This is a genomic window from Mesorhizobium sp., from assembly GCF_017306585.1.
Taxonomy (GTDB): Bacteria; Pseudomonadota; Alphaproteobacteria; order Rhizobiales; family Rhizobiaceae; genus Mesorhizobium.
The window spans coordinates 1-23,351 of record NZ_JAFKIC010000168.1; the positions used below are offsets into that span (position 1 = coordinate 1).

Annotated in this window: 18 protein-coding genes; 12 read left to right on the forward strand and 6 right to left on the reverse strand. The window is 58.8% G+C overall.

All coding sequences use genetic code 11. The features are described 5' to 3' along the window. Positions 1–137: 137 nt before the first annotated feature. The 6 genes from J0I79_RS19715 to J0I79_RS35140 all read left to right on the forward strand — a co-directional run bounded on the left by J0I79_RS19715 (position 138) and on the right by J0I79_RS35140 (position 6,782). Complete coding sequence (locus tag J0I79_RS19715) at positions 138–1,505, forward strand: hypothetical protein (protein ID WP_292862559.1); 1,368 nt, start codon at positions 138–140, stop codon at positions 1,503–1,505. A gap of 180 nt (positions 1,506–1,685) precedes the next feature. Then, a complete protein-coding gene (locus tag J0I79_RS19720; protein WP_292862562.1) occupies positions 1,686–3,248 on the forward strand; it encodes a hypothetical protein in 1,563 nt (520 codons plus the stop codon). Positions 3,249–3,309: 61 nt separating this feature from the next. After that, positions 3,310–3,948 carry a hypothetical protein gene (locus J0I79_RS19725; RefSeq protein ID WP_292862566.1) on the forward strand — a complete coding sequence of 213 codons (639 nt, stop codon included), beginning with the start codon at positions 3,310–3,312 and terminating at the stop codon, positions 3,946–3,948. A 605-nt stretch (positions 3,949–4,553) separates the two neighbouring features. Beyond that, a complete protein-coding gene (locus J0I79_RS19730) occupies positions 4,554–5,630 on the forward strand; it encodes a type IV toxin-antitoxin system AbiEi family antitoxin (RefSeq protein ID WP_292862569.1) in 1,077 nt (358 codons plus the stop codon). After that, complete coding sequence (locus J0I79_RS19735; RefSeq protein WP_292862572.1) at positions 5,618–6,487, forward strand: nucleotidyl transferase AbiEii/AbiGii toxin family protein; 870 nt, start codon at positions 5,618–5,620, stop codon at positions 6,485–6,487. The genes J0I79_RS19730 and J0I79_RS19735 overlap by 13 nt, the downstream gene beginning before the upstream one ends. A 226-nt stretch (positions 6,488–6,713) precedes the next feature. Further along, complete coding sequence (locus tag J0I79_RS35140; RefSeq protein WP_366014804.1) at positions 6,714–6,782, forward strand: SEC-C metal-binding domain-containing protein; 69 nt, start codon at positions 6,714–6,716, stop codon at positions 6,780–6,782. A gap of 71 nt (positions 6,783–6,853) precedes the next feature. Here J0I79_RS35140 and J0I79_RS19740 read toward each other — a convergent pair whose 3' ends face one another. Beyond that, a complete protein-coding gene (locus J0I79_RS19740; RefSeq protein WP_292862575.1) occupies positions 6,854–8,215 on the reverse strand; it encodes a hypothetical protein in 1,362 nt (453 codons plus the stop codon). 406 nt (positions 8,216–8,621) lie between these two features. Here J0I79_RS19740 and J0I79_RS19745 point away from each other — a divergent pair, with 406 nt between their 5' ends. The 3 genes from J0I79_RS19745 (at position 8,622) to J0I79_RS19755 (ending at position 14,794) form a co-directional block, all read left to right on the forward strand. Then, positions 8,622–9,542, forward strand: a complete 921-nt coding sequence (locus tag J0I79_RS19745) for a hypothetical protein (protein WP_292862578.1) — start codon at positions 8,622–8,624, stop codon at positions 9,540–9,542. An 84-nt stretch (positions 9,543–9,626) separates the two neighbouring features. Then, positions 9,627–13,058: an AAA domain-containing protein gene (locus tag J0I79_RS19750; RefSeq protein ID WP_292862581.1), complete on the forward strand. Its 3,432-nt coding sequence runs from the start codon at positions 9,627–9,629 to the stop codon at positions 13,056–13,058. Beyond that, positions 13,055–14,794 carry a hypothetical protein gene (locus J0I79_RS19755; RefSeq protein WP_292862584.1) on the forward strand — a complete coding sequence of 580 codons (1,740 nt, stop codon included), beginning with the start codon at positions 13,055–13,057 and terminating at the stop codon, positions 14,792–14,794. The genes J0I79_RS19750 and J0I79_RS19755 overlap by 4 nt, the downstream gene beginning before the upstream one ends. 12 nt (positions 14,795–14,806) lie before the next feature. Here J0I79_RS19755 and J0I79_RS19760 read toward each other — a convergent pair whose 3' ends face one another. Together J0I79_RS19760 and J0I79_RS19765 are read right to left on the reverse strand one after the other, a co-directional pair. Beyond that, a complete protein-coding gene (locus J0I79_RS19760) occupies positions 14,807–17,536 on the reverse strand; it encodes a UvrD-helicase domain-containing protein (protein ID WP_292862587.1) in 2,730 nt (909 codons plus the stop codon). 25 nt (positions 17,537–17,561) lie between these two features. Further along, positions 17,562–18,947, reverse strand: coding sequence for a hypothetical protein (locus J0I79_RS19765; protein ID WP_292862590.1), 1,386 nt, complete (start codon positions 18,945–18,947; stop codon positions 17,562–17,564). 194 nt (positions 18,948–19,141) lie between these two features. Here J0I79_RS19765 and J0I79_RS19770 point away from each other — a divergent pair, with 194 nt between their 5' ends. Further along, complete coding sequence (locus J0I79_RS19770) at positions 19,142–19,291, forward strand: hypothetical protein (protein ID WP_292862593.1); 150 nt, start codon at positions 19,142–19,144, stop codon at positions 19,289–19,291. A 99-nt stretch (positions 19,292–19,390) separates the two neighbouring features. Here the strand turns inward: J0I79_RS19770 and J0I79_RS19775 are convergent, their stop codons facing one another. Both J0I79_RS19775 and J0I79_RS19780 read right to left on the reverse strand, forming a co-directional pair. Continuing rightward, complete coding sequence (locus J0I79_RS19775) at positions 19,391–20,593, reverse strand: HEPN-associated N-terminal domain-containing protein (protein WP_292862596.1); 1,203 nt, start codon at positions 20,591–20,593, stop codon at positions 19,391–19,393. A gap of 41 nt (positions 20,594–20,634) precedes the next feature. After that, complete coding sequence (locus J0I79_RS19780; protein ID WP_292862599.1) at positions 20,635–21,087, reverse strand: hypothetical protein; 453 nt, start codon at positions 21,085–21,087, stop codon at positions 20,635–20,637. A 120-nt stretch (positions 21,088–21,207) separates the two neighbouring features. Between J0I79_RS19780 and J0I79_RS19785 the strand changes: the two genes are divergently transcribed. Both J0I79_RS19785 and J0I79_RS19790 read left to right on the forward strand, forming a co-directional pair. Continuing rightward, positions 21,208–21,807, forward strand: coding sequence for a cold-shock protein (locus J0I79_RS19785; RefSeq protein WP_292862602.1), 600 nt, complete (start codon positions 21,208–21,210; stop codon positions 21,805–21,807). 605 nt (positions 21,808–22,412) lie between these two features. Then, the gene (locus J0I79_RS19790) at positions 22,413–22,625 is read left to right on the forward strand and encodes a cold-shock protein (protein ID WP_292862605.1); all 213 of its coding nucleotides are present in this window, start codon (positions 22,413–22,415) and stop codon (positions 22,623–22,625) included. 494 nt (positions 22,626–23,119) lie between these two features. Here J0I79_RS19790 and J0I79_RS19795 read toward each other — a convergent pair whose 3' ends face one another. Further along, positions 23,120–23,341: a hypothetical protein gene (locus J0I79_RS19795; protein ID WP_292862607.1), complete on the reverse strand. Its 222-nt coding sequence runs from the start codon at positions 23,339–23,341 to the stop codon at positions 23,120–23,122. Between the last annotated feature and the right edge of the window lie 10 nt (positions 23,342–23,351).

The window sequence follows — 23,351 nt, forward strand, 5'->3', positions numbered from 1 at the left end:
AGCCGACCCGCGTAGCCAGTCGTCGGGATGTCCAAATGGACGTCCATTTTGCCGTCTGCTCCCACTTGGACCCTCCGTCTCTAACGATCGGCGGACTCTTGCCACATTAACCTCATGCGCCGCACGAGGGGAGCGGCGTGGCGCTTACTGAGATGTTGCGGGAGCGCTTGGCCGAGCGCATCGTCTCAAATGCCAAGCAGTGGTCTGCAATTAGGGAGGAGCTGGAGCGGTTCGTTTCGCGGGCCGGTGGGAGGATCGCAGCCTTGAGCGAGAGTCCCCTTGCCGATCCCGATGCGTTGGCTCGCGCGCACATTCAGCTAGCCGACGGAACGGAATGGACCGGCCTTTCCGCCATGGTCTCCAGATATCGAGGGACCGCAGCTACTCTTGCATCGGTCCCGGTGCCTGATGTCGACGACCAATCAGATGAAGTTGCTGAAAAGCTCAAGCAGCTGACCCAGCGGGTGGATACCCTCAATGTGCGGCGGGTCAAACTTCACAATCTTCAGCAGCTCAAATTGGCCGATATGCGGTCCCTGGAAAGGCGCATCGATACGCTCAATGATGATCTGTCCAAGAATCTGGATGTACAGAAACTACAACGTTATTCGGGCGTCACGGCGACCTTAACCCCCGACAGGTGCCCGACGTGCGAGCAGACACTCGTCGACACCTTGTTGTCCCAGGATGCCCTTTCAGCCGTTATGCCGGTTTCTGACAACATCGAATATATTCGATCACAAAAGAGAATGTTCGAAGACATTCTCGCTCGTGAAGAGGCCGAGGAGACCGAACGAAGCGATCAGCTGTCCGCAATCAGCCGAGAACTCTTTGACCACTACGCGCAGATTCGACTGCTTAGATCCGAGCTGGTCGCGCCGGGATCGAATCCCTCAGCGGCCGTCATTGAAGAACGCATTCGGGCAGAAGCCAAGGTGCGGGATCTAGAAGGTCTTCAGGCAGTATTTGATGACGCAATTGAGCGTTTGAGGAGTTTACAGGACGCTTACAGGAAGCTTCTCGAGGAGCGCGAACAAATACCGGGAGATAAGCTATCCACCAGCGATCAGGATAAGCTGAAGCTTCTGACGGAGCTTCTCCAAAGTCAGGCAAGTGAATTCGGATTCAGTACATTCTCGCCTTCTGAGCTGTCCATTTCCGAAGATAGCTACCGACCCGAGAAGGAGGGTTTCGAAATCGGCTTCGAGACATCAGCGAGCGACGCTATCAGGCTGAAGTGGGCGTATCAGCTAAGCTTGCTCGAACTTGCGAATGCAAAGCACACCAACCACCCAGGATTGCTTGTGTTCGATGAGCCCCGACAGCAGTCTTCCTCGAAGGTGAGCTTCGAGAACCTGTTGAAGAGGGCGTCTGGTGCAGGCCGGCGAAATCAGCAGGTCATTTTTTCTACCAGTGAAGATCTTGAGGCATTGAAGCAAATCACTGCAAAGCTTGTCTGCAGTGAGGTGATTTTTCCCGGCTATATCCTGCAGAAACTTCAGTAGATGGAACGGAGCAGTCGTGGGCGCCATCGTCCCGTCGCGCTCCTTCACCCCGTGGGCGCGGCGAATGAGCGTCAGCTCCGGGGTCAGCCGACCGAACCTTGCTTGGGAGTTGACGTCTCGGCTTGTTGAGGCGTGCAGGACACATCCGCGCTTAACGTGCGACAGCTGGAGGAAACGTACATGGCAGGGCGGGATGTCGGCACGATGGGAGAGAACCAGTTCATAAGCTGGTGCGAACCGGAAGGGTTCCGCGCTCAGAAATCCCTGGTCGACAGGTTGGGGTGGGACTTCCTACTCGAACGTGAACCGGTTCGTTCGGCGCAAGCACCGCTGGACAGCCAGAACGACCTTCCGAAATTCCTCGTCCAAGTCAAATCGACTGACCGAGCAGGAGAGGCGCCCAGGATCAAGCTTTCGGCCCTCAAGCATCTCGTCGACGCCGATCTGCCGGCGGCGATCGTCGTGCTCGAATTCGGAATTGGAAACAGGCTACCCAGGCGCAGCCTGATGGTTCCGGTGGATGGAGCGGTCATTTACTGGACACTGCGCCGCGTGCGACGAGAAGAGGCTCGGGGAAATCGCAAGCTCCACAAGGTCACGGTTCCGATCCCGCTTAAACACGCAGTCGAGCTGGGCAACGGCGGTGAACGGTTGTCAACTGCCCTTGACGGTATGCTTGGCGGATCGTTTTCCGCCTACATCGAGGGCAAGGCGCGACAGCGACAGACGTGCGGCTTTGAAGACGGTTCCGTCGTGGGCAGGTTCTTTGTTCCCGGCGAAGATGCCCGGGAGAAGATCCACAGTCTATTCCTGGGCAGTCGTCGGGAAATCGACGTGATGGATCTCACCATAGAGCGCCGGCGGTTCGGCATCGCCCTGGAGAACGACACGGACTTCTTCCGCGATGCGATCCTCGAGTTTCACGCGCCGCCTCTCATGTCGGCATCGATTGAGCTCGCTGATCCGGACGATGGTCAATGGACAAGATTTCCGGTCCAGGTGTTCGCGGTGCCGCCGCTACAGGACGGCGAACCAAGCGCCCCGATCCGGATGGCCAACGCGTTCTTCGAGATCATCCTTGATTTCGATAAAGAATGGGCAGGCATGAACTTCGACTATGGCGGGTCGCGGTCGGTCGAGCTGGACGAAGCAGTCACGATAATCGAGGTTGGCGCGATACTGGCCCGTCGGAACAAGACGGTGAAGATCGAATTGGGAGCCGTAGCACTGGAATTGCCGGCGACCGAGAGCGAACCGGGGCCGTTTCACAACTGGATTCCGGTGGCGCCCATGCTTCGTCGCATGGCATCCGTCATCGATCGACATGCCAAACCCGATGCGCCCAACGTCCTGCTGTCGGACTTCTACGAATGGATAGAAAAACACCAAGATCTTCTGGCACTGGGCTCGATCGCCGGGGCGAACTTGTTTTTTCCGCGTTGGGACGACGACCGCGTCGTGGATTCGCAAGACACGATTCTGGCGCCTCTGACCGTTGATCTGGCGGGTGTGCAGTACACGGTATTGATTGAGCTACCCATCGAGACCATGGGAAGGGATGAGGACGAAGTCAAAATCGTCTGCGGCCAGCCGCGAATAGTCGCCGACATCGCTCGCTCACCCGGCTCCAGCACGACGGACTTCATCGACCGCGCTGTCGAAATGTCGAAGCGCCACCGTAAGGCAGCAGGCCCTGCGCTCGTCGCCGCAGCCTTTGAGAACTGGACGATCGGATCGGCATAGGCTGGCCGCAGGGACGGTGTGCGCACCGGGCGCAGATTGCCGGGCTTGGGAGGGTGCAAATATGTTGGAAGCAGTAGAGTCGCGTTCGGGGATCCGTGTATGTGTGAACCTGTTCGAGCGCAAGTTTGCGATAGGTGGGCGCAAAATCTCCGGGCTGAAGCACGGGGCGATTTGGCAGGAACGGCTCGGGGTATGGGGCTACTTTTCGGAGAGCGGTCGGCGGACGCCTCCTGAGAAGTACTGGAATGTCTTCGGACAGCAGCCGACACGATTGCGCGACAACATGCTGGTAGAGATCAAGCCGCCAGGCGCTGGCAAGAACCTGAACCGGCAGGGCGTGCTCGCCAAGGATGGACAAGGCCATCGTTGGCTGCTGCATCAGGGTCGGTTCCATCCGCGCGGCATTCGCGTCACCGAGGAGATGTTCGACACCGTTGCAAAATCGAAGCGCGTTCGTGTTCGCTATGCGGACGGAACGGTGGCATCGTGCCACCGCGTCGCGGACCTCGACCGGGCGGCCCCCGAGGTGCAAGACTGCGTTGCGGCGTTCGTCGAGTCTCTGCGCCCGGGTTCGGATTCATTTTCAGCTCGGCGCGGTAGCCCAGGACATGTTCGATCGGGTCAGCGAGGCCGAGGCCTCGTCCAATCCAGAAAAACAGGGCGCGTACAACCTCCCGCCTGTCGCGGCCAGAACCGCTGAACGTCGGCACGCGGACATCTGGCACGCGCTGACCAAAAGTCTCGATGCGCTGGACATTCCGCATTCCAACAGTCGTTTCGGACGATATGGTCCCGATCTCTTCGCTCAAGCGGAACGGAACAGACTTCTGTTCGAAATCAAGTCCGACGCGACGGCCTCGGACATCCAACGTGCACTCGGTCAGCTCCGCTGTACGAACACCTTGGCGGAGAAACGTGCAAGAAGGTGATGGTTCTGCCTGATGAACCACCACTTCAGGTCAGGAAGGCACTCGCCGCCCTCGGCATCAATCTGCTGTATTTTGCGAAGCGGGGAATTTCGATCCACTTCGATCAGCGAACCGTGCGCGATATCGTTGGGAAAGCGGCTCCTCGCACGTAAATGGAACGGAGCGCCAATTAGCTTGCTGCCCTCGCATTTCGTGATGCTTCGGTGCTATTTCAGACGCTCTCGATGGGCCGCCCATAATCGATCCTGTTGTCGAGCATGGGCCTGCCAATCGCCCGCGTGCCTTTTCACCCATAGCAAACGTTCAGCATTTGCTGAAAAGAGGTTTTAGCTGAAATTCAGTTGACGAGTTTCACTGGATCGTGCAATTTCAGCAAATGCTGAAAGCCCGCTTTGAAGTGAACGATCTGGAGACCCAGGCAGCCGATGCCGTCGCCGCGTTGTTGCGAAGCGTCCCTGTCATCCACGTGGAGAAGGTCGAACTGACGCCGCCTGGCTCCAGCGTCGATATTCTCGCAGAGTTTAGCCTCAACGGGAATCGGCGCTTTCTCGCTTGCGAAGTCAAACCGTTCGGTCAGCCGCGGCACGTGCGTGCGGCACTCTTTCAGCTTCAAAAGGCTGCGGAGGAGTTCGATCCGCCAGCGATGCCGATCTTCATCGCTCCCTACTTGTCCCAGGAAGCGCAGGCGCTTTGCCGCGAGTTCGACGTGGGCTATCTCGACTTTCTGGGAAACGCTCGGATCACGTTCGACACGGTATTCATTGAGCGCCAGGTTGATACAAAACCGCCCGCCATTCAGCGCAACCTGAAATCGATCTTCAAACCAAAATCCGCCCAGATCCTCCGGGCGCTCCTGCGCGATCCCGATCGTGCATGGCGTGTTGCGGATCTCTCGCAAGCGTCGGACGTCAGCCTGGGCCACGTCAGCAACGTCCGCAGCGAGTTGGTTGATCGTGAGTGGGCCGAGGTCACGGACGACGGCTTACGGCTGTCGCGGCCCGACGGGCTCCTGGACGCCTGGCGCGACGCTTACGAACCACCAGCCGGCGAACGCCTGAGTTTCTACACGACGCTCCATGGCCAATCTCTCGAGAGTTCGGCGCGCAGCACGTTGAGCGTCGGGCAAGACAGACCCAACGCGGTGTTTGCATCGTTCTCAGCGGCACATTGGTTGGCGCCCTACGGGAGGATATCCACCCACTATTTCTACGCCGATTCAATCGGACTTACGGCCCTGCGAAATACTCTGAAGCTGTCACCCGCCGCATCGGGCGCGAATGTCATCGTCGTGGTCCTCAAGGATCATGGCCTATTCCACGATACCGTCGAACCCGCCTTAGGCGTGGTCTGTACAAGCCCCGTCCAAACCTACCTCGACCTTTCCGCCGCTGGAGAACGAGGAGCGGAAGCTGCGGAACACCTGAGACAGGAACTCCTTTCATGGCGAAAATAATCACGTCCGACCCTCAGTCCGCGGCAGATTACGAGGACCGCACGACAAGAGCCGTAAAGGGTGTTCTGGTCGAGATCGGGCAGATCCTGGGCAGCTTCAAGGGCAAGTTCGCTGTAATCGGCGGCGCTGTTCCCTGGCTGCTTCTCGACAATGAAGACATGCCTCACGTCGGAACGCTCGACGTCGATCTCGGGCTCAACCCAGAGGCTCTCGGCGACGGCGAATACGTCACTTTGGTCGAAGCCTTGATGGGACACGGGTACAAGCAGCGTGAGGAACTCCGACGCTTCCAACTCGTGCGTGAGGTGCCCCTCAATGATGGAGGCGCGCCTATCGACATTGTCGTAGATTTCCTGATGCCACGCGATGCGGAGATCGTGAAAAACCGTCCACCGATCCTGACAGACTTCGCTGTCCAGCGGGCCGACGGCGCGGACCTCGCCCTGCGCTTTTACCAACTGGTCGCCATCACCGGCGATATGCCGGAGGGAGGGACCAATCGTGTCGAGGTTGCCGTTTGCTCGATTCCTGCTTTGCTCGCCATGAAAGGCCACGCCCTCAATGGCCGGCACAAACAAAAGGACGCCTACGACATCTACTACAGCATCCGAAACTATCCCGATGGTATAGAAGCTCTGGCCGAAGCCTGCAGGCCCTTGCTCGAGCAGGAAAGCGGTGCGCGAGGCTATCAATACATCGCCGACAAATTCGACGCGCTCGACGGCTACGGCGCGACGAGCGTCCGCAAATTCGTCGCCGAGACGGACATCCTCGATGGCCGCACGGCCGAACAATGGCAGCAGGATGCCTTCGGCCAAGTCGATGCATGGTTGCGAGCGGTTGGCCTGCGAGGCTGACGCGGCGAGATCGATTTCGCTTGAACGCCTTGCGAGCCATTTCGGCGGAGCAGAGCGGATTCCAGAGAGGCCGGCACGACCTGTGCACCGCAAGATGGCTCCTGTGCATTATTGGACACAGATTCACGGTAGGCGTTTCGCCGCTGCCTGATCGGCAAGCTTCGACCCCAAGGCGACGTACGCGAGGGTTGACAATATCGACCCAACAAGCCCGCTCGGGCACCCGTTGCGGGCTTTCCGATGCCCATGCGGATCAGGCAAGAAGTTCAAACATTGCCACAGCCGCATTGACTGACGCCGTGCGGATCACCTGAGAATATGACTCCGATGCCTCTCCTGCCGCGCACCTCAGGGCTGGACCAGCACCTACTGCGCCGCCGGTATCGCGCCGCCCTCGACCGTGATCAATGGGAAAACTGCATCGGGAAAGCCCCGCTCGGCATAGTTGGAGTATCGTCCTGAATAGCCGATGAGGTGAAACACCATGCCATGCATCAGGCGATACACCTGGTGCAGCTGGTCGAACCGCCGCTGCAGTTCGTTATCGTCAAAATCGCTCGACGTGATTTGGCGAGTGTGAACCGCTGTGTTGCGCACCCGCACCCAAGCGCCGATGTCGTCCTTGGACACTGCTCCACAGTCCACAAGGCCCATCATTCGATCCTTCGGCCGGACCATCTCGAGTCCGCCAAGCATGCCCCCGATCCGGTTGACGAGGCTGTCGGGATAGCCGCTCTCACCCAACCATGCCGTCAGCCTCTTCCGAAGCTCCCGATAATCGACGGTCTCAGACGCCGCTTGGGCCGGTATCAGGTTGGCAATTCCCTCCACCGCGACGGACAGGCCGACCTCCCAAGCCTCAAGCGAGTTTGCGCTTGCTTGGCGCGCATGCGCCAGGTGCGCGGAGCAGGGATGCCAAGCATCGGCGATTTGTCCTGCGAACGTATATTTTAGGTAGTGCTGCAATAGCGTGATAATCGGTGCCCAATTGCCTGGACTGCGAGTATCGAGCGGCGGGTATGGGTTGACCCTCGACCGCCGCGCGCCCGCAGACCGCAGTTCCGCTGTTCGCTTGCCGTCCCCGGCGGTATCGGAAATGTCGACGTGGAGGTCGAGGCAGAGCACGAACTGCAACGCCTCGACCAGGCGCATTTCGAGGGCAGGGGGCAGGCTGCCTGGAAAGCTTGCGGTGACGACGACCGCCTCGTCTGCGCCGGGCTGGATGGTGAGAGCCAGTTGCTGGCCATCCGCATATTCGACTTCGTGCTCCCCTATCAGGGCCGTCCAGTTTCGCTCACGCTGGCCGAAGAATTCGAGCCGCAACCGTGAAGTGGTATCCCGCCAGCCCAGTCGCCGAATGAGGCTGCGCGGGGTGAGCGTCATGACACTGGCATTCGTCGCAAAGGAAATCGATGACCCCAGAAGTGACGGGCTCGCCTCCCATTCATGCCCCGCATGGTCGATTGCCGAACACCGATAGTGATCCTCTTCCAGATACAAGCTTCCGGAGGTGGATCGCATCTGCCGATTGAAAGCTGCGATTCCTACCTCCGGCGTTGTGGTGGCATAGCATTTGACTTCCAGTCTGCCGCTCACGTCCTGCCGAAAGTACCCTGGCCCAACATAGGTGACAGGCTCGGCTTCTTTGCACTGCTCGATCGTGATGGTCGCGAAATCAAGTTCGAGTTCCTTTCGCCGAAACGCCTCAGCGGCCTTCTCAAAATCCATGACTTCCCCCACTCGACCAAGCGCCATCATCGATATCATGCGCGGCATGACGACAGCGAGCTATGCTATGCCTTATTCGACCACCCTGCGAACGCTCTGGGGTCGCCGATGGGCCAGCCCGACCTAGATCAGGACTGGTTCTGGAGGATTGCTGCGCGCCTTCAGACCTCCAGACTTGCACCCTAATCCAGGTCCAGATGTTTGACGTCGTTCCCGACTGCTGGGAACAGCAACTTTGGCTTGCCGATCGGGTCAAATCGCCTATTCTGGGACATGGCTGATCCGGCCATGCCGTCCACGTTGGCGAAGCCTGCGGGCAGGAATGAACAATCACCCCGTATGAACCTCTCTTCAAGGTGCGCGGGCCAAGTGGACACGCCGTTGCAAGCACCGCCGGAGCGGTTCCATGCGAATCCATTTTCCCGATCTCGTTCGGCCGAAGCAGGCTGCAAAACAACTGGCTCGCATCACGGCCAAACTAAAACTCGCGACCGTGCAAGAGGCCCTCTCGCGGGCGCTCGCCTACCGCGACTGGCATGAGCTCTCGACCGCTGCTCAGCCAAATAGTCTCGCGGCTACGGAACATGTAAGTCTCGATGACGCCTTGCGCATCATCCTCGAACTTGCTGACGCCCTGGCGCTCCCGGATGCCGACGTCCAATATGCGGTATCGCGATCGCGGCTTCTTCGAGCAACGCCGTGGTCGCTCGACGACCACATGTTCCTGCGTAGAACCATCTGGAGACAACGTGTCTTCGGCTCCCTTGGCCGAGGCAAACCCGGAACGGTCGTCAGAGACAAGGCATACGGCTCCAACACCTCTGCCTATCTTCGGTATCCGGGACGTCCAACCTATCTGCTTTTCGACACGGGATTCGGCGAACGGGCCGACTTCGAGATTGTCACCCCACGTTCGCCGCTCCCGGACTTCGTTCCGTCGCGCATTTGGTTACCCTACGGCCTTTGGACTCTAAAAGACGCATCGGAAGTCTTGTTCGCGCGCGACTATCTACCGCTGTGGCGCATTTCGTCGAACCGCGTCGAGCGCCTTGCGCCGTGGCTTTGGATCAAGGACATCGTCGATGAAGAGCATTTCGCCGATCCTGGGACTGGCGTATGGGCCTCCGGCTCGGCGCGTGAAAGGGCTGTCGGTCACCTGCAGCGGCGTCGCATTCTCGAATTGCCGAGGCTGACCGATATCATGCCGCATCTCTTCGAACCCCAAGTCGAATCCATACAAGACGGCGTTGCACGACTGCATGCCGCTGGGGACAGGATTGAGGCTCTGCCATCCTATGCCGAGCTCAACGACCGCGTCGTTGCCTGAGCGGCAGATTTGTTGCCATCTCAAACATCCAGGCGATCATCAAACGAATCTGCTAGGTAGAGAAGTATTCAAAGGCGAGACTATATGGCTGCGGTCAAGAAGAAGAGTAACGCAGGGCTAGAACTACGTTTCACGTTGGCCGATGACTCGTTCGCGCGACTGTCGGGAGGATGGGATTCCCACCTCCGCACCGCTGTCGGCATCGAGGACGGCGAGAGATACCTCCTGCGCCTGTTCAAGAAGGCGGGTACGGCGCTCGACGATGATCTGAAAGCCATTATCGCCCGCGGACTGAGGCGGATTCGGCGCGTCCTTTCGTCTCGTCGCGCTCGGGACGTCCTGGTTGAGGTCCTGGAAATCGCGGAGGACCAACGCGAGCTCGCCATCGTCATGGTGGACCCAGGAAGCCCGATTTCAAGAGCTTCCCACCGGCGGAGCGCGAAGGAGGGCCGCTTTCTGACTAGTGCAAGTCGTGGCCTCTTCTGGCGGAATATTGTCCGCGTCGCAGAAGCACTCGCGCTGTGTCACGATGCGGGCATCGTGCACGGTGGTGTAAACACGCATTCCATATTTTCGCACCGTGACGACAGTACCGACTGGCGTCTCGGTGGGGTCGAGGCATGCGTCCATATTTCTGACAGCGATCTTGGAGGGTCTGGACATCTTCTTCGTGCCTCCGCCGCGATCTCGTTCCGACAGGACTGGGTCGATCTTGCCGCGGTCGCCAACTCCATTCTCGGGCTGGACGGCGACACCCCTCCTTCATTGTTGTCCGTCGAACGCCGGATGCTGGACCGGCTGGCCAGTCCACCGCAGTTCCAGCTGTTTGACGGAGCCGTCGTCTTGGAAGAGCTGCGAAACGTCGTCGTTGAACTCGACCGAGTCGGCTCCAGCTCCGATGGCGAACTGATTCTGTATCCCTCGAGGAACGTTATTCAGAGCGTTCTGCCTGCGCTGGCGTCAGGCACGATACCCGCGCACGATGGCGCAGCGGTCATGCAGTTTGTCGCTAACGATCTGCTCTCAGCCGGCGTCCGGCTCGTCCCTGCCGGGCAAGACATCGCACGTCTTATGACGGATCTCGCAATCTACAACGTACGCATAGTGAGCGACTCTGTCGGGATGATCGAGGCGGCGCACCAACGTCGCTCGAACGAATGGATGAATGGCGCGGTCGACATTATCCATCGACTACACCTCTCCAGGAATCGAGCGGGTGCCGAAGAGCGGGTTCAGAACCTCGGTCCCGGCGCCAAGCGCTGGCGCGACCTGCTGGAACCCGTCCAGAGTGCCGACAGGCCGGATGACGTTCCAATATGGTTCGCGCTCATGCTCCTCGAAGCATTCACATTGCTAAGGGAGCAGTTTCGCCTTTATCCAGTTGACGTGGTCTGTCCCACGAACGCGGAAGCGAACGTCGTCTGGCTGGCGCCTCGGGATGACACGGAACGTGATGCCCATCGCGAGACAATGGGCCTGCGTCCGGCCGCCGATGCGCTCCGGCTCGAGCTAAGGGACGACGACGGAAAAGCGAACTGGACACTGTCGCAGACTGCGAGCCTCGCAACGGGTCGTGAGCGCGTGCCGGAACTCAGCTACGAGGGCGACGGCCTGATCAACGGGAAAACGGCACTCGCCTTCGGGACCAATCTGTCGATCCCACCGGGGCAGCGTCTCTATCTCCGGCCTCGGAAGGATACCGGAACCGAGCGCGCCATTCGGCGACGGCTCCAGAACATCGTGGCCGCAAGGTCCAATGTCGAGCTCCTCAGGGCATTGGACGATCCGGCGCAGGTCGCCATGGATGAGGTTCTGCGCGAAATAGCAGTTCCCGGCCCACCGCCGGTTGACGCGAAAATGGAGCGATCCAAGATCGAGGCGTGGCAGTCGATCATTGCCGGGAAATCCATCAATGTCGTTGTCGGGCCGCCTGGCGTGGGAAAGACGTTTCTGATCTCGCATCTTGCGAAGAGCATCCTGAATCAGACCTCCGGTGCTCGAATCCTCATATCCGCACAAAATCATGAGACGCTTCTCCACATGGAGGACGAACTTCGGAAATTCCTCCCGGCAGAATCCACCATCGTCGTTCGCGTCGAGCGGTCGCGTTCAAGCGAAAAAGAGAGCACGCTGAGGCGGAGTTCGCGTTCTCTGCTGCGCTCCGTGTCGAAACCAGACGCGGACAGCGCCGCCGTCATGACGAACCAGCTCAATCAGATCACCCAGGCGCTCAGTCCTCATGACACTTCGGAGCAATCGATTGCCGACCGCGCTTTGCGCGATACGGATAATCTGATGCTCCGCTCGTCGGACGTCACGCTGGCGACGACATCGTCGCATGTCATTGAGGAGATGATAGCCGATGGCGAGCAGTTCGACTGGGTTTTCATCGAGGAGGCCGCGCGGGCCAACGGCGCCGAACTGATCGGTGCTCTGCTCCTGGGAAATCGCAGAGTGATGATCGGCGATCACAATCAGCTGTCTCCCTTCGACGCGGCCCAACGTCAGAAGTTCTACGATGCCAGCCGGGCGAACGAACTGCTGCGGGACGCGAAGGAGAAGCTGGCGGCGATTTCTGACTTGCCGAACGAGGTGGAGTTGGCGCTCAATGCACTGAAGGCGGACCAGTTCTTGCTCAGCGACGTTCTCGCCATAGCGTCTCGCCTTGAAGAACCGTTCAGATCCATTGCGATACGTGAAGAGACCAGAGCGGAAGACACGCACCGTCCCAGCTCGATCGCCAACACGCTACGCGAGCAGAGCCGAATGCACCCGGCCATATGCGAGCTGGTTTCCAACACGTTCTACAAGCAGCAACTTGTCTCTTCGGAACGTGTGACGGCGCGCAAGCAAGTTGTGGAGTGCGTGGATGGATTTCCCGCATCTCCGATCGTGATCATGGACCTCCCCTCCCTCAGCGTGGTCAAGCGGCGGGCGTTCGAGCAACCGGTGAAGCGTTCCTATCGCAATGAGGTCGAAGCGACGGCATTGCTGGCAGCCATGAAAAAACTACGGCCGATCATCCGGAAGGGCGAGCCGGTGCCGACGCTCGTGGTGGTCTCTCCGTATTTGGCGCAGGTGAATCACATAGAGCGGCTGCTCAAGCCTCAGGTGGATACCGCAAGGGGTACGCTCTTTGGCTTTGCCAGCCCGCGAGGCGATGCACAGTTCGTCTACACGAGCGACAGTTTCCAGGGCGGTGAGGCCGATGTGGTTGTCGCCAGCCTTGTGCGGAACAACGTTCTCGTAGGGTCGAGGGCCCTCGGCTTCATGATGAATCCTCAACGGTTGAACGTCCTGCTCAGTCGCGCCAAGCACAAGCTAATCCTGGCAACCAGCCGGCAGTTCATCACCAATGCGGTGAATGGGATCGACCCGGACGCGCTGAGCGATGAGTTCGCCTTTCTACGGAAAATCCTCAGCGAAATAGCGCGCCTGTCCGAGACGGAATTTCCGGGGATCGGCAAGGGTGCCTCCGTCATCGCCGTCGATGAGCAGGGGAGGCTACCCCTGTGAACAACATCTACATACCGGCCTGGCACTATCGGGCACCCGGCATCGTCCAGCGGACCTGGGGCTGGAGTCCGGTTGAGGAAATGATCCTGCTGTCACTGGATCGAAGCCCGGGAACGATCGATGACATTTCCAATGCTCTCAAAATTCCCCGGCAAGTTGTCGGCTCCACCGTGGCGCGGCTGATGCAATTCGGACTTGTCGAAGTCCGGCTGTCGCCGCAGCCGGTTCTGGCCACCAGCAGTGTTGGTCATGACTTCATACGCGCGGGACGCGCACTTCCGGAACGCACCGCTGATCGTGAGATCGGCGTCAGCGTTGTCTACGAGAAAGTCGGACAATCGGTTTTCAGGACCAAGGACGTTGACACGATTTCCGTCACCAAGCTGCCCAGCAAGGGCGCGATCATCACGTTTCCGGAAGGGGAGCCACCCGAAACGCACTACTCGATGATGCAGCGTGTCAACCAGTTCATGGTGGGCATGCTCAGGCCCGGCGAGTGGCTGCGGGGCGTTCAGGCCAACAGCTCCTTTCTGGAACCGAGATTCTTGGTGCTCAACCTCGACGAGGTGGGAGACGGCGTCCTGCCGCAAGGAGCAAGCGACCAGCTTGTCGAGGCGCTCAAGGCGACGATCAAGACCGGTGTTCTACCGAAAACCACGACCCCGCCTGCAGATCATCCCGTTCCTGTCGAAACACGATTTGATGCCGAGCATCTTGTCGTTGGTTCCGAACAGCACCTGCTACGCTTCGAGCAGATCGTGGGCGCGGCCAAGTCCAACATATTTGTCCTTTCAACCTTCGTCGCATCGCAGTCCGATGAAAAAGGCAGGGAGAGCCGCGAACGCATCTGGCGATCGCTGGAGGATGCCTGCAGGCGGGGCGTCAGATGCCACCTGTTCTTCGGCACATCTCTTGATCGCGCCAAGCACGCCACGGCCATGCAGGAACTCTTTGTCCGCATGTCCGCCGTCCGGCAGACGAGGGGCTATCTCCAGGTGCAAAGGGATCCGGTCGGGAGCCACGCAAAGTTCCTCGCCGCCGATAACGGTCAGGATGGTGCCGTCGTTGTGATGGGCTCGTGCAACTGGCTCTCCTCCCCGTTCTCGGCGGTCGAAGTCTCGGCCGAACTCCGCGAGGCCAACGCCGTCGCGGAAGGACTGGATCTGCTTCGCGCAATCATTTCCAAGCTGTCCAGCGCTAGCCGGTCCGTCGAGACGCTTCAGTTCATGGCTGCTGAACTGCGGCGCCGGAGAAACTTGCTGTCGAGCACCCAAGAGGCGCAAACGCCGACAGCCATGCTGACGATCCTTCACGCCCATGATCACGAGCGTCTGCTGCGTGTCGCTGCGCACGAGGCGCAAGAGCGCTTCATCTGCTGTACGAACAGGATCGGCGCAAACATGGTGCCGGCCCTGTTTGACCCGGCTGAGGTTGCCGGCCGGCGACTGAGCGATGTCCGAGTCTATTACTCACGCCGCTCCGGCCCGGTCAAACGCGGCCATGTGACAAAGCAACGCGAGCGGCTTAATGGCATAGTTGAGCTTGCTGGCGTGCCCGAGCCGCAGCTGCATGCCAAGTTCCTCGCGTGGGACAGCGACCATGTCGTCGTCAGCAGCCTGAACTGGGGCTCCCAGTCAGGTCTGGAGGACAACCCGTTGGATGAAATCGGCCTCTATTTCGAAGGTAAGGACCTGGCGACATCCTTGCTCAAGAAGTTTGAGGCCGAAAGTAAATAGCTCGGTCGTCGGTCACTTCAGCGGCGATGTGTGATCGCAATCAGGATACTGGTTGCATCCGAAGAATCGGCTGTTATTGGGCCCTCTTCGCTCAACGAGCTGGCCGACACGACAGGTCGGACACTGACGCAAGAGGTCGCCGTCAATGCTCTCAAAGCGGAGGTTGTCGCCGGCGATCTCGGAGAGCTCGCGGATGTAACGAGATGGTTGACGGCTGTTCGTGAGCAGGAACACGCCGCGGCTAGCGCGGGTCAGAGCGACATAGAATAGGCGCCGCTCCTCGGCATATTCGAATGTCTCTGGACGCGGCATGACCAGATTTAGGAGTTCATCGTCGTCGATCCGGCTCGGCACCCCATACTCGCCTTCACTGACGTCGAGCAAGATTGTGTAGTCGGCCTCGAGCCCTTTGGCCCGATGGAACGACATTCCGGAAACATCGATGTTCTCGAACCTTGGCCTTGATCTGTTGAACGGGTCGAGCTGGTTGTAGCGCCAGAGCACCATCACCTTCAGCTGCCGGCGCCGATCGTCCCGCTCTGCGATACCCCCCAGAAAAAGGTCGAGCCGCTCGAGCAGCCGCTTGCAGGCGTTGGCGAAGCCGGGTTTGCCATGGTCGCTATCGATCGGAATGACGCGGATCGATCGGGCGATCGCCGGTCGGGTCGATCGCACCGATTTCTTGAGCTGGGCAGGATTGCGCTGCACGAAGCCCGCGGCGGTTTCGGCGACGAGCTGGTTGCAGCGATAAGTCTGTTCAAGGCGACCCTGCCAGCTCGCGCCGAAGTTCGCCTCGAACTGGGTGAAGATCGTCATATCGGAGCCGGCAAAGCGGTAGATGGACTGCCAGTCGTCGCCGACGGCGAAAATTTTGATGAACGGCCTCTGGTGCTTCAGCGCCTTGATGAGGTTCGCGCTCGGCTCGGAAATGTCCTGGAATTCATCGGCAAGGATAAGGGAGTAGGGGCTCTGATACTGCCCGGATTCCACGAGGCGTGTTGCATTGGCGATCATCGAGTCGAAGTCGATGCGGTTGGCTCCTTCCAGATTCCGGGAATAGGCTTCGGTGATGGTCCAGACCGCCCGCGCAAATTCCTTGGCGCGAGCGTGATCGTGGAGGGATTTGGCGCGCTCGAGCAACATGTCCAGGGTCAGGTGGCTGGCGCGGATGTGTTTGATGCAGACCGCGACCAGCTTGTGGTAGTGTTTGATCACGACCGGTTCGAGGGCCTTGACGATCGCTGAGTAGCGTTTTCGCTCGAATGGAACGTTGCGTTTCGCCAGCTCGCCCTCGAGTGCTGCAACCAGTGAACCATTGCCCGCTTGTGCCGACGTAGTCTGGAACGCATCCAGTTCCGCCTTGCGATAGGCGGCCAGCTTGCTTTCGGCATGGACGACGTAGTCCGTGAAGGGCGACGAGCCGTCGGCATTGATGGCCAGATGCTCATGGACTGTTTTGCTGGCGGGGTAATAGAAGTCCGGATGCACGTGCCGGATCGCGCCGGTCTCGTCTTCGACCGAGATCTGCCGCTCATATTCGAACTCGACGGAATGCAGCCAGAGCCAGTTGACGATCGTCTGCTCCTGGAGCGACTTCACATAATTGCCGGCCAGCGTGCCAATGGTAGCGCGCCCCTTCTGCCGGCGCACTGACAAATAGCGCTCGTGATCCGCTTTCGTATCGAAGACCTCGGCCGGGATATCCGCTTTGGGATGAAGAACCAGTAGGTCGACCCAAAGCCTGGCGAATTCAGGGTCCGAGCCCAGCAGTTCCTCGATGATCTGTTCGATCACCTTCGCCTCTCCAGCAGGGTGTTCAACCCAGTCAGCAAGCTGCGGAGGACGGCCGTCGACCTCCTCGATGATGCCCCGGCCAAGTGCATGAAAGGTGGACACCAGGCATTCCAGGTTTGCCGCATCGACGCCGAGTTGACGGGAGATCCGCTCTTTCAGTTCGTTGGCCGCGCTCTTGTTGAACGCGAGAACAAGGATTTCTTCGGGGCGGTAGAGCTGCTTGTCGAGGACATAGGCTACCTTGCCGACCATGGTGGCGGACTTTCCGGACCCCGCCGAGGCGACCAGTAGGTTGTTGTCCTCCAGACGGATGCAGGCCTCCCGCTGTTGGTCGGAGAGGGATCGTCCGTCGAGGTCATCGAAGAACGGACGGCATCTGGCGAGTTCGGCGAAAACAAACTCATCATTGTACCGATGACGAGCGGTTGGATCGGTGAGGAAGGCGAACGACGACGGCAGGGCAGTCTTCAAATCTGATGGCATCATCTGCGGATCGAAGAGGGGATGGGACAATGCTGCCGCAGCTTTGCCCGGAACAGCCGCAATCGCGCGAGCAAGATCGGCGTGGGCCAGATACTGCCGCTGGTTCTCGGTGATGGCCCGAAGCCGCACATCCACCTCGTTGAGGCGGGCGGTCTCCGAGCCAACCAGGTCGAACAGGTGGCTATTGATGAAGCTGTAAAGGTCGGCCGCCAGCTGCACTGCGGCTTTCTGACCGAGACAGGAAAGTCGATCGGTCCGGTCCCGCGATCGGATTTCGACAGAGTGCCAGAGCAATGCCTTTTCGACCGAGATGGCAATGATGTCCAGGCAAGGCAGATAGGCAGTCTTGCCGAAACCGAGGTTTACGACCGTTGGCGACGACGGCTTCAGCGTCAGCTTCCATTTCCCCGAGGGAAGAAACTGCGCAAGGAACCCAGGTCGGTATGTTCGAACGCGATGAGACATTGGCACCAAAGTACGATTAGAATTCTCAGTCCGGCAGCCACACGCAATCCGCCCATTTCTGTTCATATCGTCTTGCGAAGTCTTTCATCTCCCGCACGTTGGCCTCAGGTGTTTGACAGGCCCGGGCACAGGTTGACACAACATCCTTGTAAAGAGGTAGGGAGACCGGTCGGACACCTTCATAATTCAAGATCAAGTCGGGGAGGCGGTCCGTAATAGGCGCACCCCGGGGCGCCATAACAATGCTTGGCGGGCTCCCGTACGCATTGATCAGGACGTATCTCCAGCTTGGATCGGCAGATCCTTGGGCTGGGACGATCTCGCAGGGGCAAGCATCACCGCCCCCGGAGATTTTCTGGCAGATATCTTCTAGTGCGTGAGGCTTCTGGGCGATCAGGACGTATGGTCCTGCCGGTGTGTAGCTGCCCTGTGCCTCGTCATATTCTATTCCCAGAAGGCCTTCCAGGCGGAAGCGCGTCGATCGGTCGAGGGTGGTCTGCTCTGAGATAAACCACTGGAGCTGTCGCAGGGTAGTGTCGGCCGCGGCGGCGATTTCCTTCGGAGGATTGGGCCAGCATCCTATCAGACTCTTGGCGACTTCCGCCGCATTGTCATACCCATATTCGATCGGTGCTAAGTCATCCTCGCCGCAATCTTCTGCTGGGGCGCTGCCTGAGAGTAACCAGGTCCCGTTGTCAAGACTGTCGTGGCGAAAGTAGCGAGGCCGGTCAGGTGGCAAGGAGGATTCCCAGGACGACAGCCATGGACCGGCCTTCCAATCCGTGCCCTCGACGGGAATTGACGCTGACGGGCGCATTGGCAGCGATAACCATTGTTCAATTCGATCTTCTAGGTCTCGATTACTCGATCCGCGAGAGCCGCGCCGGGAGCTATGTTCGTGATCTTCTCGGGCATCAAGACACAAAGCATAGATCGCTTCGGTGAGAGACGGGGTACCAGGACCGTGCCTTCTCAACAACCACCGGGCGGCATCCTGTGCCGAGCGTAAAGATGCAGGTAGCCACTTGTCCTTGGCGTCTGCGATCTTAAGCTGAATGCCGACTCGCGCCATGTCCGCCACTAGCGCGGGATCGGCCTGTGCGAGATGGCGGTTCACGCGAAGGATATCCGGAAGCCCACGCAAGCCCTCAGCGGTCTTCCAGGCAGTCTGTAGCACCTCACAGAATGGTATGCGCTGGTTGACGGCAGAGAATGTCAACCAGCGAATAGGAAGGCCGGCGACGGTCAGCCCATAAATTATCAGAGGGCTGAGCGCATGCTGCTCCGCATCCCCAAGTCTTATCGGATCCCGCACGGCCACTATGCCATGTTCAGGGTGATGGAAAAGAAACTTGGCGGTTGAGACGTAGAAATGATGCTCTCTTTTGGGCTGCTGTCCCGGAATATTCATGCCTTTCGCTGCGCTCTTCCTCCGACGTGAACCTGAAACGCTCCGGTTCCCGTACAAGCTCGCGTTCGGTCGAGTCTGGCATCTTGTCGGTGGGCCAGCGGCACAGCAAGCCTGGACTGCTGCCTAGTCGGCTTCATCCCAGACAGCGCAGATCGGTAGTTCTTCCTCGGGCACCTTGCGCGGGAAGCCGCGAGATGCCGTTCCCCTTGCCGCATGTTCGAGGCGACGAGGCCTATCATGGTGCGCCAGGTATCGATCCAAGGAGCCTGCCGAAGGGCCGAAATATCGTCGATCCTTACGAGCATATCGACCGCATCATAGTGAAGACGCTGGATTTCCGATGACGCCACGGATAGGCAGGGCAACATCCCGATCTCGACGTGTTCTATTCGTCCATGGAACACCTGCATATTCCCCGGCTGTTCTGCGTGGCAAACGGCGGACTAAGTCGGCAATTTCAACACACGCTTCGAGCTTGCCTTGTCGAGGCGAAGCCATCGATCTCGATTTAGACCATACCACTCGCCTTGTTCGCCCCTCTCGAGCACGAGATTGTTTCGATCGGCAAACAGCACCATCGCCGTCTTCTTCCAATTGCGCGAACTCCGATAGCGAATCCCATCCACGTTTCGTCCGTCAATCGTGAGCACGGCTCTCACATACTCGGTGACAACCTGGGTCGGTACGTATTCCACATGCACCCGATCATCGCGGGCAATGGACCTTGAGATTTCACGGCTGACGCTCTGCAGAAATCCGATGCGCGGACGCGGATCGTAAGGATAGGAATCCGGAATTTCCGCGAAGATCGACGGTGTCGGAGGAAGATTGCTAAGGTCGAGAATGAGCGCTGGACGTTCCGTCAGGAACTCTCCGATCGCATATGTTCCTCGCCCGTTTACGGTTTCGGCAAGCGCCGTGGCCCGATCTTCGGATACGTAGGTCATCACGATGCCGGGCGGGCTCATCCGATTTGTCTGTGTAGCGAAGTCGACGGGCGGCGGGCCGAGCTCTCCCGCGGTCCGGTAGACCTTGCCTGCTGGTTGAAAGCGGGCGCGAAAGAGTAGCGTCCCTGCCGGCATGGTGACAAAGGCTCCGACCTCCTCCGCATAGTCAAAGATCCGCCTCAGAATCTCGGCCGGTGTGTCGAGTTCCTCCTCTGGATCGGCAGTCCCGGATCCGATCTGGAAGAAGAAATATCTCCGCTCGTGCTTGATGACCTCGCAGAAGTGGTCCCAACTATAATCGAGATGCTGCCGAGCGGTCAGCCTGAAAGGTTCGGCCTCGCTCCACAGGTCGTTTCCAAGGCTGTTGATAACGATGTCGCGGAGAGTGTTCGTCTTGTCGCGGGAAAAATCGAGGTCCAGCGAATCCAGCACTTCCTCGGTGTCGTAGGTAGTGCCCTGATAACCGCCTTCGGCGGACTCATACGGCAAGCCCGCATTGTCGGGATTGTCGTACTGCTTGAAAACGCACTCCTTGACATGATCGAGCACCTCGTAAAGCGGCGCCGCGATCAAATCGTTGGCGCGCGTGCGGCAGAAGTCGCACTTCTTCCTTTGCGCGTATGTGAGGCAGTAATTGACAAGGCCCTGATCGCCGAAGCACTTGCCACAAACGAATTTTCCTCTCAAGTCATAGCGCATGTTGGTCCAGACGGGTTGAAAGCAGCCGTGACAGTCGGCTGCTAGGCGATCCAATTGACCTGTACCTTGTCAATCTCCGCGTCATTCCTAAAAGGCAACCGGAGAAACACGGCATAGCGATAGTTCAGTGCATGCTTTATCCGACTGAGTTTCTGAAGATCGCCCTCATCTGGAGCCGGGTTCGAAGTCTTCTTCACTTCGATGACAAGGAGGTTTTCCTCGTCGTGACCCCGTTGATGCACGATGATGTCAGGATAGACCTTGTTGACCGTTGGCGTGCCGTCAGTATCCGGCCATTCGATCTCTTTGGGATCGAAGCCATGTCGATTGAACTCAACGTCAACGGAATGATGGTCGAATGATCCCTGTAGTATCATCGCGAGCCTCGCGCACACTGTGCGTTCGGCTGCGTCTGCGCGAAAGAGATGTTCTTCCTCTTCGTACAGTCTCCTCAGTGCTTCAAGAAGTAGCTCGTCAATCTCCTCCTGGTTCACACCTATGCCCCTCCAACTGAAAAGCACGGAGATTTTGCGGTCATTTGACACAACCGCGTCGCCCGATGGAGATTATCCTAACGGAAGCGCAGTGCTCCCTCCATGCCAGTCGAGACGATCATGGGCAAATATCGAGACCATCGCGAACCACGGCGGCATCGTCATGACGATGACCCGGTTTCCTTTCCGGAACGGGCTTCCGAGCCAAGCTACTTTCAGCGCCCGTCGACCGTGGCTGCAGACCCTGTCGACGCCGAGGTGATGTGGTTCAACGCCAGCAAGGGTTTTGGCTTCGTCAAACTGTCGGATGGCACGGAGGTCTATCTGCACATCCGAATGTTGGAGGCAATCGGGAGCCGCGGTGTTTCCGAGGGGACCAGTCTTAAGGTCACGGTCGAAGAAAGCCCAAGAGGTCATCAGGTCATGCAAGTGCTGGAGATCGGCGATCAGATCGCGAAAACGCCTTCACATGCGCGCCTCGCTGGAGGGGCCATCGCCGGGACGGATGCGCAGCTGGAGAGCGAGGGCACGGTCAAGTGGTACAATCCCGAAAAGGGCTTCGGCTTCATTGCACCCGATAACGGTGAGAAGGACGTCTTCGTTCATGCCACCGCGCTGACCCGCTCAGGGCTCAGTGTGCTGGTGGAGGGACAGAAGGTGTTTGTCGAATGCGGGCAGGGCAAGAAAGGCCTGGAAGTGCGGAGCATTCGCCTCGCCTAGAGGCCGATGCATTCGCCATGGGCCGCATTGCCCTTCACACAAAGAAAAAGCCCGCCGCCGGGAGGAGGTGGCAGCGGGCTCGATTTCGAATGCAGCGCGGGAGGAGGTGCACCGCATTCAGCGTCGGCATCGCATCTGGGAGGAGTAGATGGCCGACAACACGATCATATCGATAGCCTGACATATTGCAATGCACAATTTGCATATTGCACATGCGAAGACATATTTGGGTCGAGCGTCAGCCTTCCTGTAGGCGTCTCCGGCATCACGGTTCCCTCGATAAGTCCCAAGGTGGCATCGGGCTCGAATAGAGATGCCGCGGGAGGAGGTGCACCGCATTCAGCGTCGGCATCGCATCTGGGAGGAGTAAATGATGTCATGGCGTGAGTGTGCTCTTTGGCGTCACGAGTCAGTGGCTTGGATGCTCCCGACATCGTTCAATTATCGAGGTGGCATCGGTGGTCTGCGGACTATCGCGTGGCCACGGCGCTTAAAACAGGCCAAAGGCTTGCCATTACCGCCATTTGCCGCATCCTATCTGACGGCCGCGGCCGTTTCGGCCAGCCAAACGGGCATGTAGACACCTGCGGCAAGGAAACACCTATATGGCGACCGGAACGGTAAAGTGGTTCAACGCGACCAAGGGCTTTGGCTTCATTCAGCCTGACGGTGGTGGACAGGACGTTTTTGTCCATATTTCTGCTGTGGAGCGCGCTGGCCTGTCGACGCTCGTTGACGGCCAGAAAGTCAACTATGAGATAGAACAGGATCGGCGGACTGGCAAATCGTCGGCCGGCAACCTGAGCAAGGCTGGCTGAGCCAGCCATATGATTTCGGCAAGCGCATCAAGCACGCAAGCTTCAGTGCACCAAGATGATCAAGTCTGGTGGCCTACCGGCATGTCGTTGAAGTGTTACCTTGCTGACCTATATGCGCGGTGCGTCGGATGTTTCCTCCCATTCGTCCGGCGCGTTCCCCTCTGGAGGTTTTAACCTTCATACCTGGCCGGACCGTTGGTCCGGCCTTTTTCTCATGCGCGAGAAATGGTTAAATGAGGCGACAACGTCCGGACTCTGGTTGGGCGATCTCGCTGCCCAGAATCGTCCAATATCGCGTTGCCACTTCACCGGTGAAATGAGAACCATGGTTGAGAGCTGTCAAGCCTACGGCTTATCTTCGCCAGCCCGGCAGGCGGAAGATTGATCCATGGCCGTTTTCTCGGCCTGCCTTTCTTGCCGGTCCATTCAAAGGACGAATGGCAATCCGCCGCCGGCTTTTGCCGATATTTTCGCAAGAGATGTGGAAGAATTGACTATGCTGCAGGCTTGTCGAAGACCATGGGCAACCCACGTTTCGACGCCATCTCGACGACCAGCTCTTCGATTGCTTGATCGGAAAGGCGGGTCTGCAGTGTCGTACGAATCCGTTTGACCAGTTCGTGCACCGGCAAAGGCAAGAGCTCCTCGGCATCATCGAGAAGCCGACTGACTTCGATCACAACGTCAGCATCGATGTCGCTCGGCAAATCTCGCATATGCCATCTC

Coding starts and splice junctions, on each gene's coding strand:
- J0I79_RS19720 (WP_292862562.1), top strand. CDS start 1,686: ATGGCAGGGCGGGATGTCGGCACGATGGGAGAGAACCAGTTCATAAGC.
- J0I79_RS19725 (WP_292862566.1), top strand. CDS start 3,310: ATGTTGGAAGCAGTAGAGTCGCGTTCGGGGATCCGTGTATGTGTGAAC.
- J0I79_RS19730 (WP_292862569.1), top strand. CDS start 4,554: ATGCTGAAAGCCCGCTTTGAAGTGAACGATCTGGAGACCCAGGCAGCC.
- J0I79_RS19735 (WP_292862572.1), top strand. CDS start 5,618: ATGGCGAAAATAATCACGTCCGACCCTCAGTCCGCGGCAGATTACGAG.
- J0I79_RS19740 (WP_292862575.1), bottom strand. CDS start 8,215: ATGGATTTTGAGAAGGCCGCTGAGGCGTTTCGGCGAAAGGAACTCGAA.
- J0I79_RS19745 (WP_292862578.1), top strand. CDS start 8,622: ATGCGAATCCATTTTCCCGATCTCGTTCGGCCGAAGCAGGCTGCAAAA.
- J0I79_RS19750 (WP_292862581.1), top strand. CDS start 9,627: ATGGCTGCGGTCAAGAAGAAGAGTAACGCAGGGCTAGAACTACGTTTC.
- J0I79_RS19760 (WP_292862587.1), bottom strand. CDS start 17,536: ATGTCTCATCGCGTTCGAACATACCGACCTGGGTTCCTTGCGCAGTTT.
- J0I79_RS19765 (WP_292862590.1), bottom strand. CDS start 18,947: ATGAATATTCCGGGACAGCAGCCCAAAAGAGAGCATCATTTCTACGTC.
- J0I79_RS19770 (WP_292862593.1), top strand. CDS start 19,142: ATGCCGTTCCCCTTGCCGCATGTTCGAGGCGACGAGGCCTATCATGGT.
- J0I79_RS19775 (WP_292862596.1), bottom strand. CDS start 20,593: ATGCGCTATGACTTGAGAGGAAAATTCGTTTGTGGCAAGTGCTTCGGC.
- J0I79_RS19785 (WP_292862602.1), top strand. CDS start 21,208: ATGGGCAAATATCGAGACCATCGCGAACCACGGCGGCATCGTCATGAC.
- J0I79_RS19790 (WP_292862605.1), top strand. CDS start 22,413: ATGGCGACCGGAACGGTAAAGTGGTTCAACGCGACCAAGGGCTTTGGC.
- J0I79_RS19795 (WP_292862607.1), bottom strand. CDS start 23,341: ATGCGAGATTTGCCGAGCGACATCGATGCTGACGTTGTGATCGAAGTC.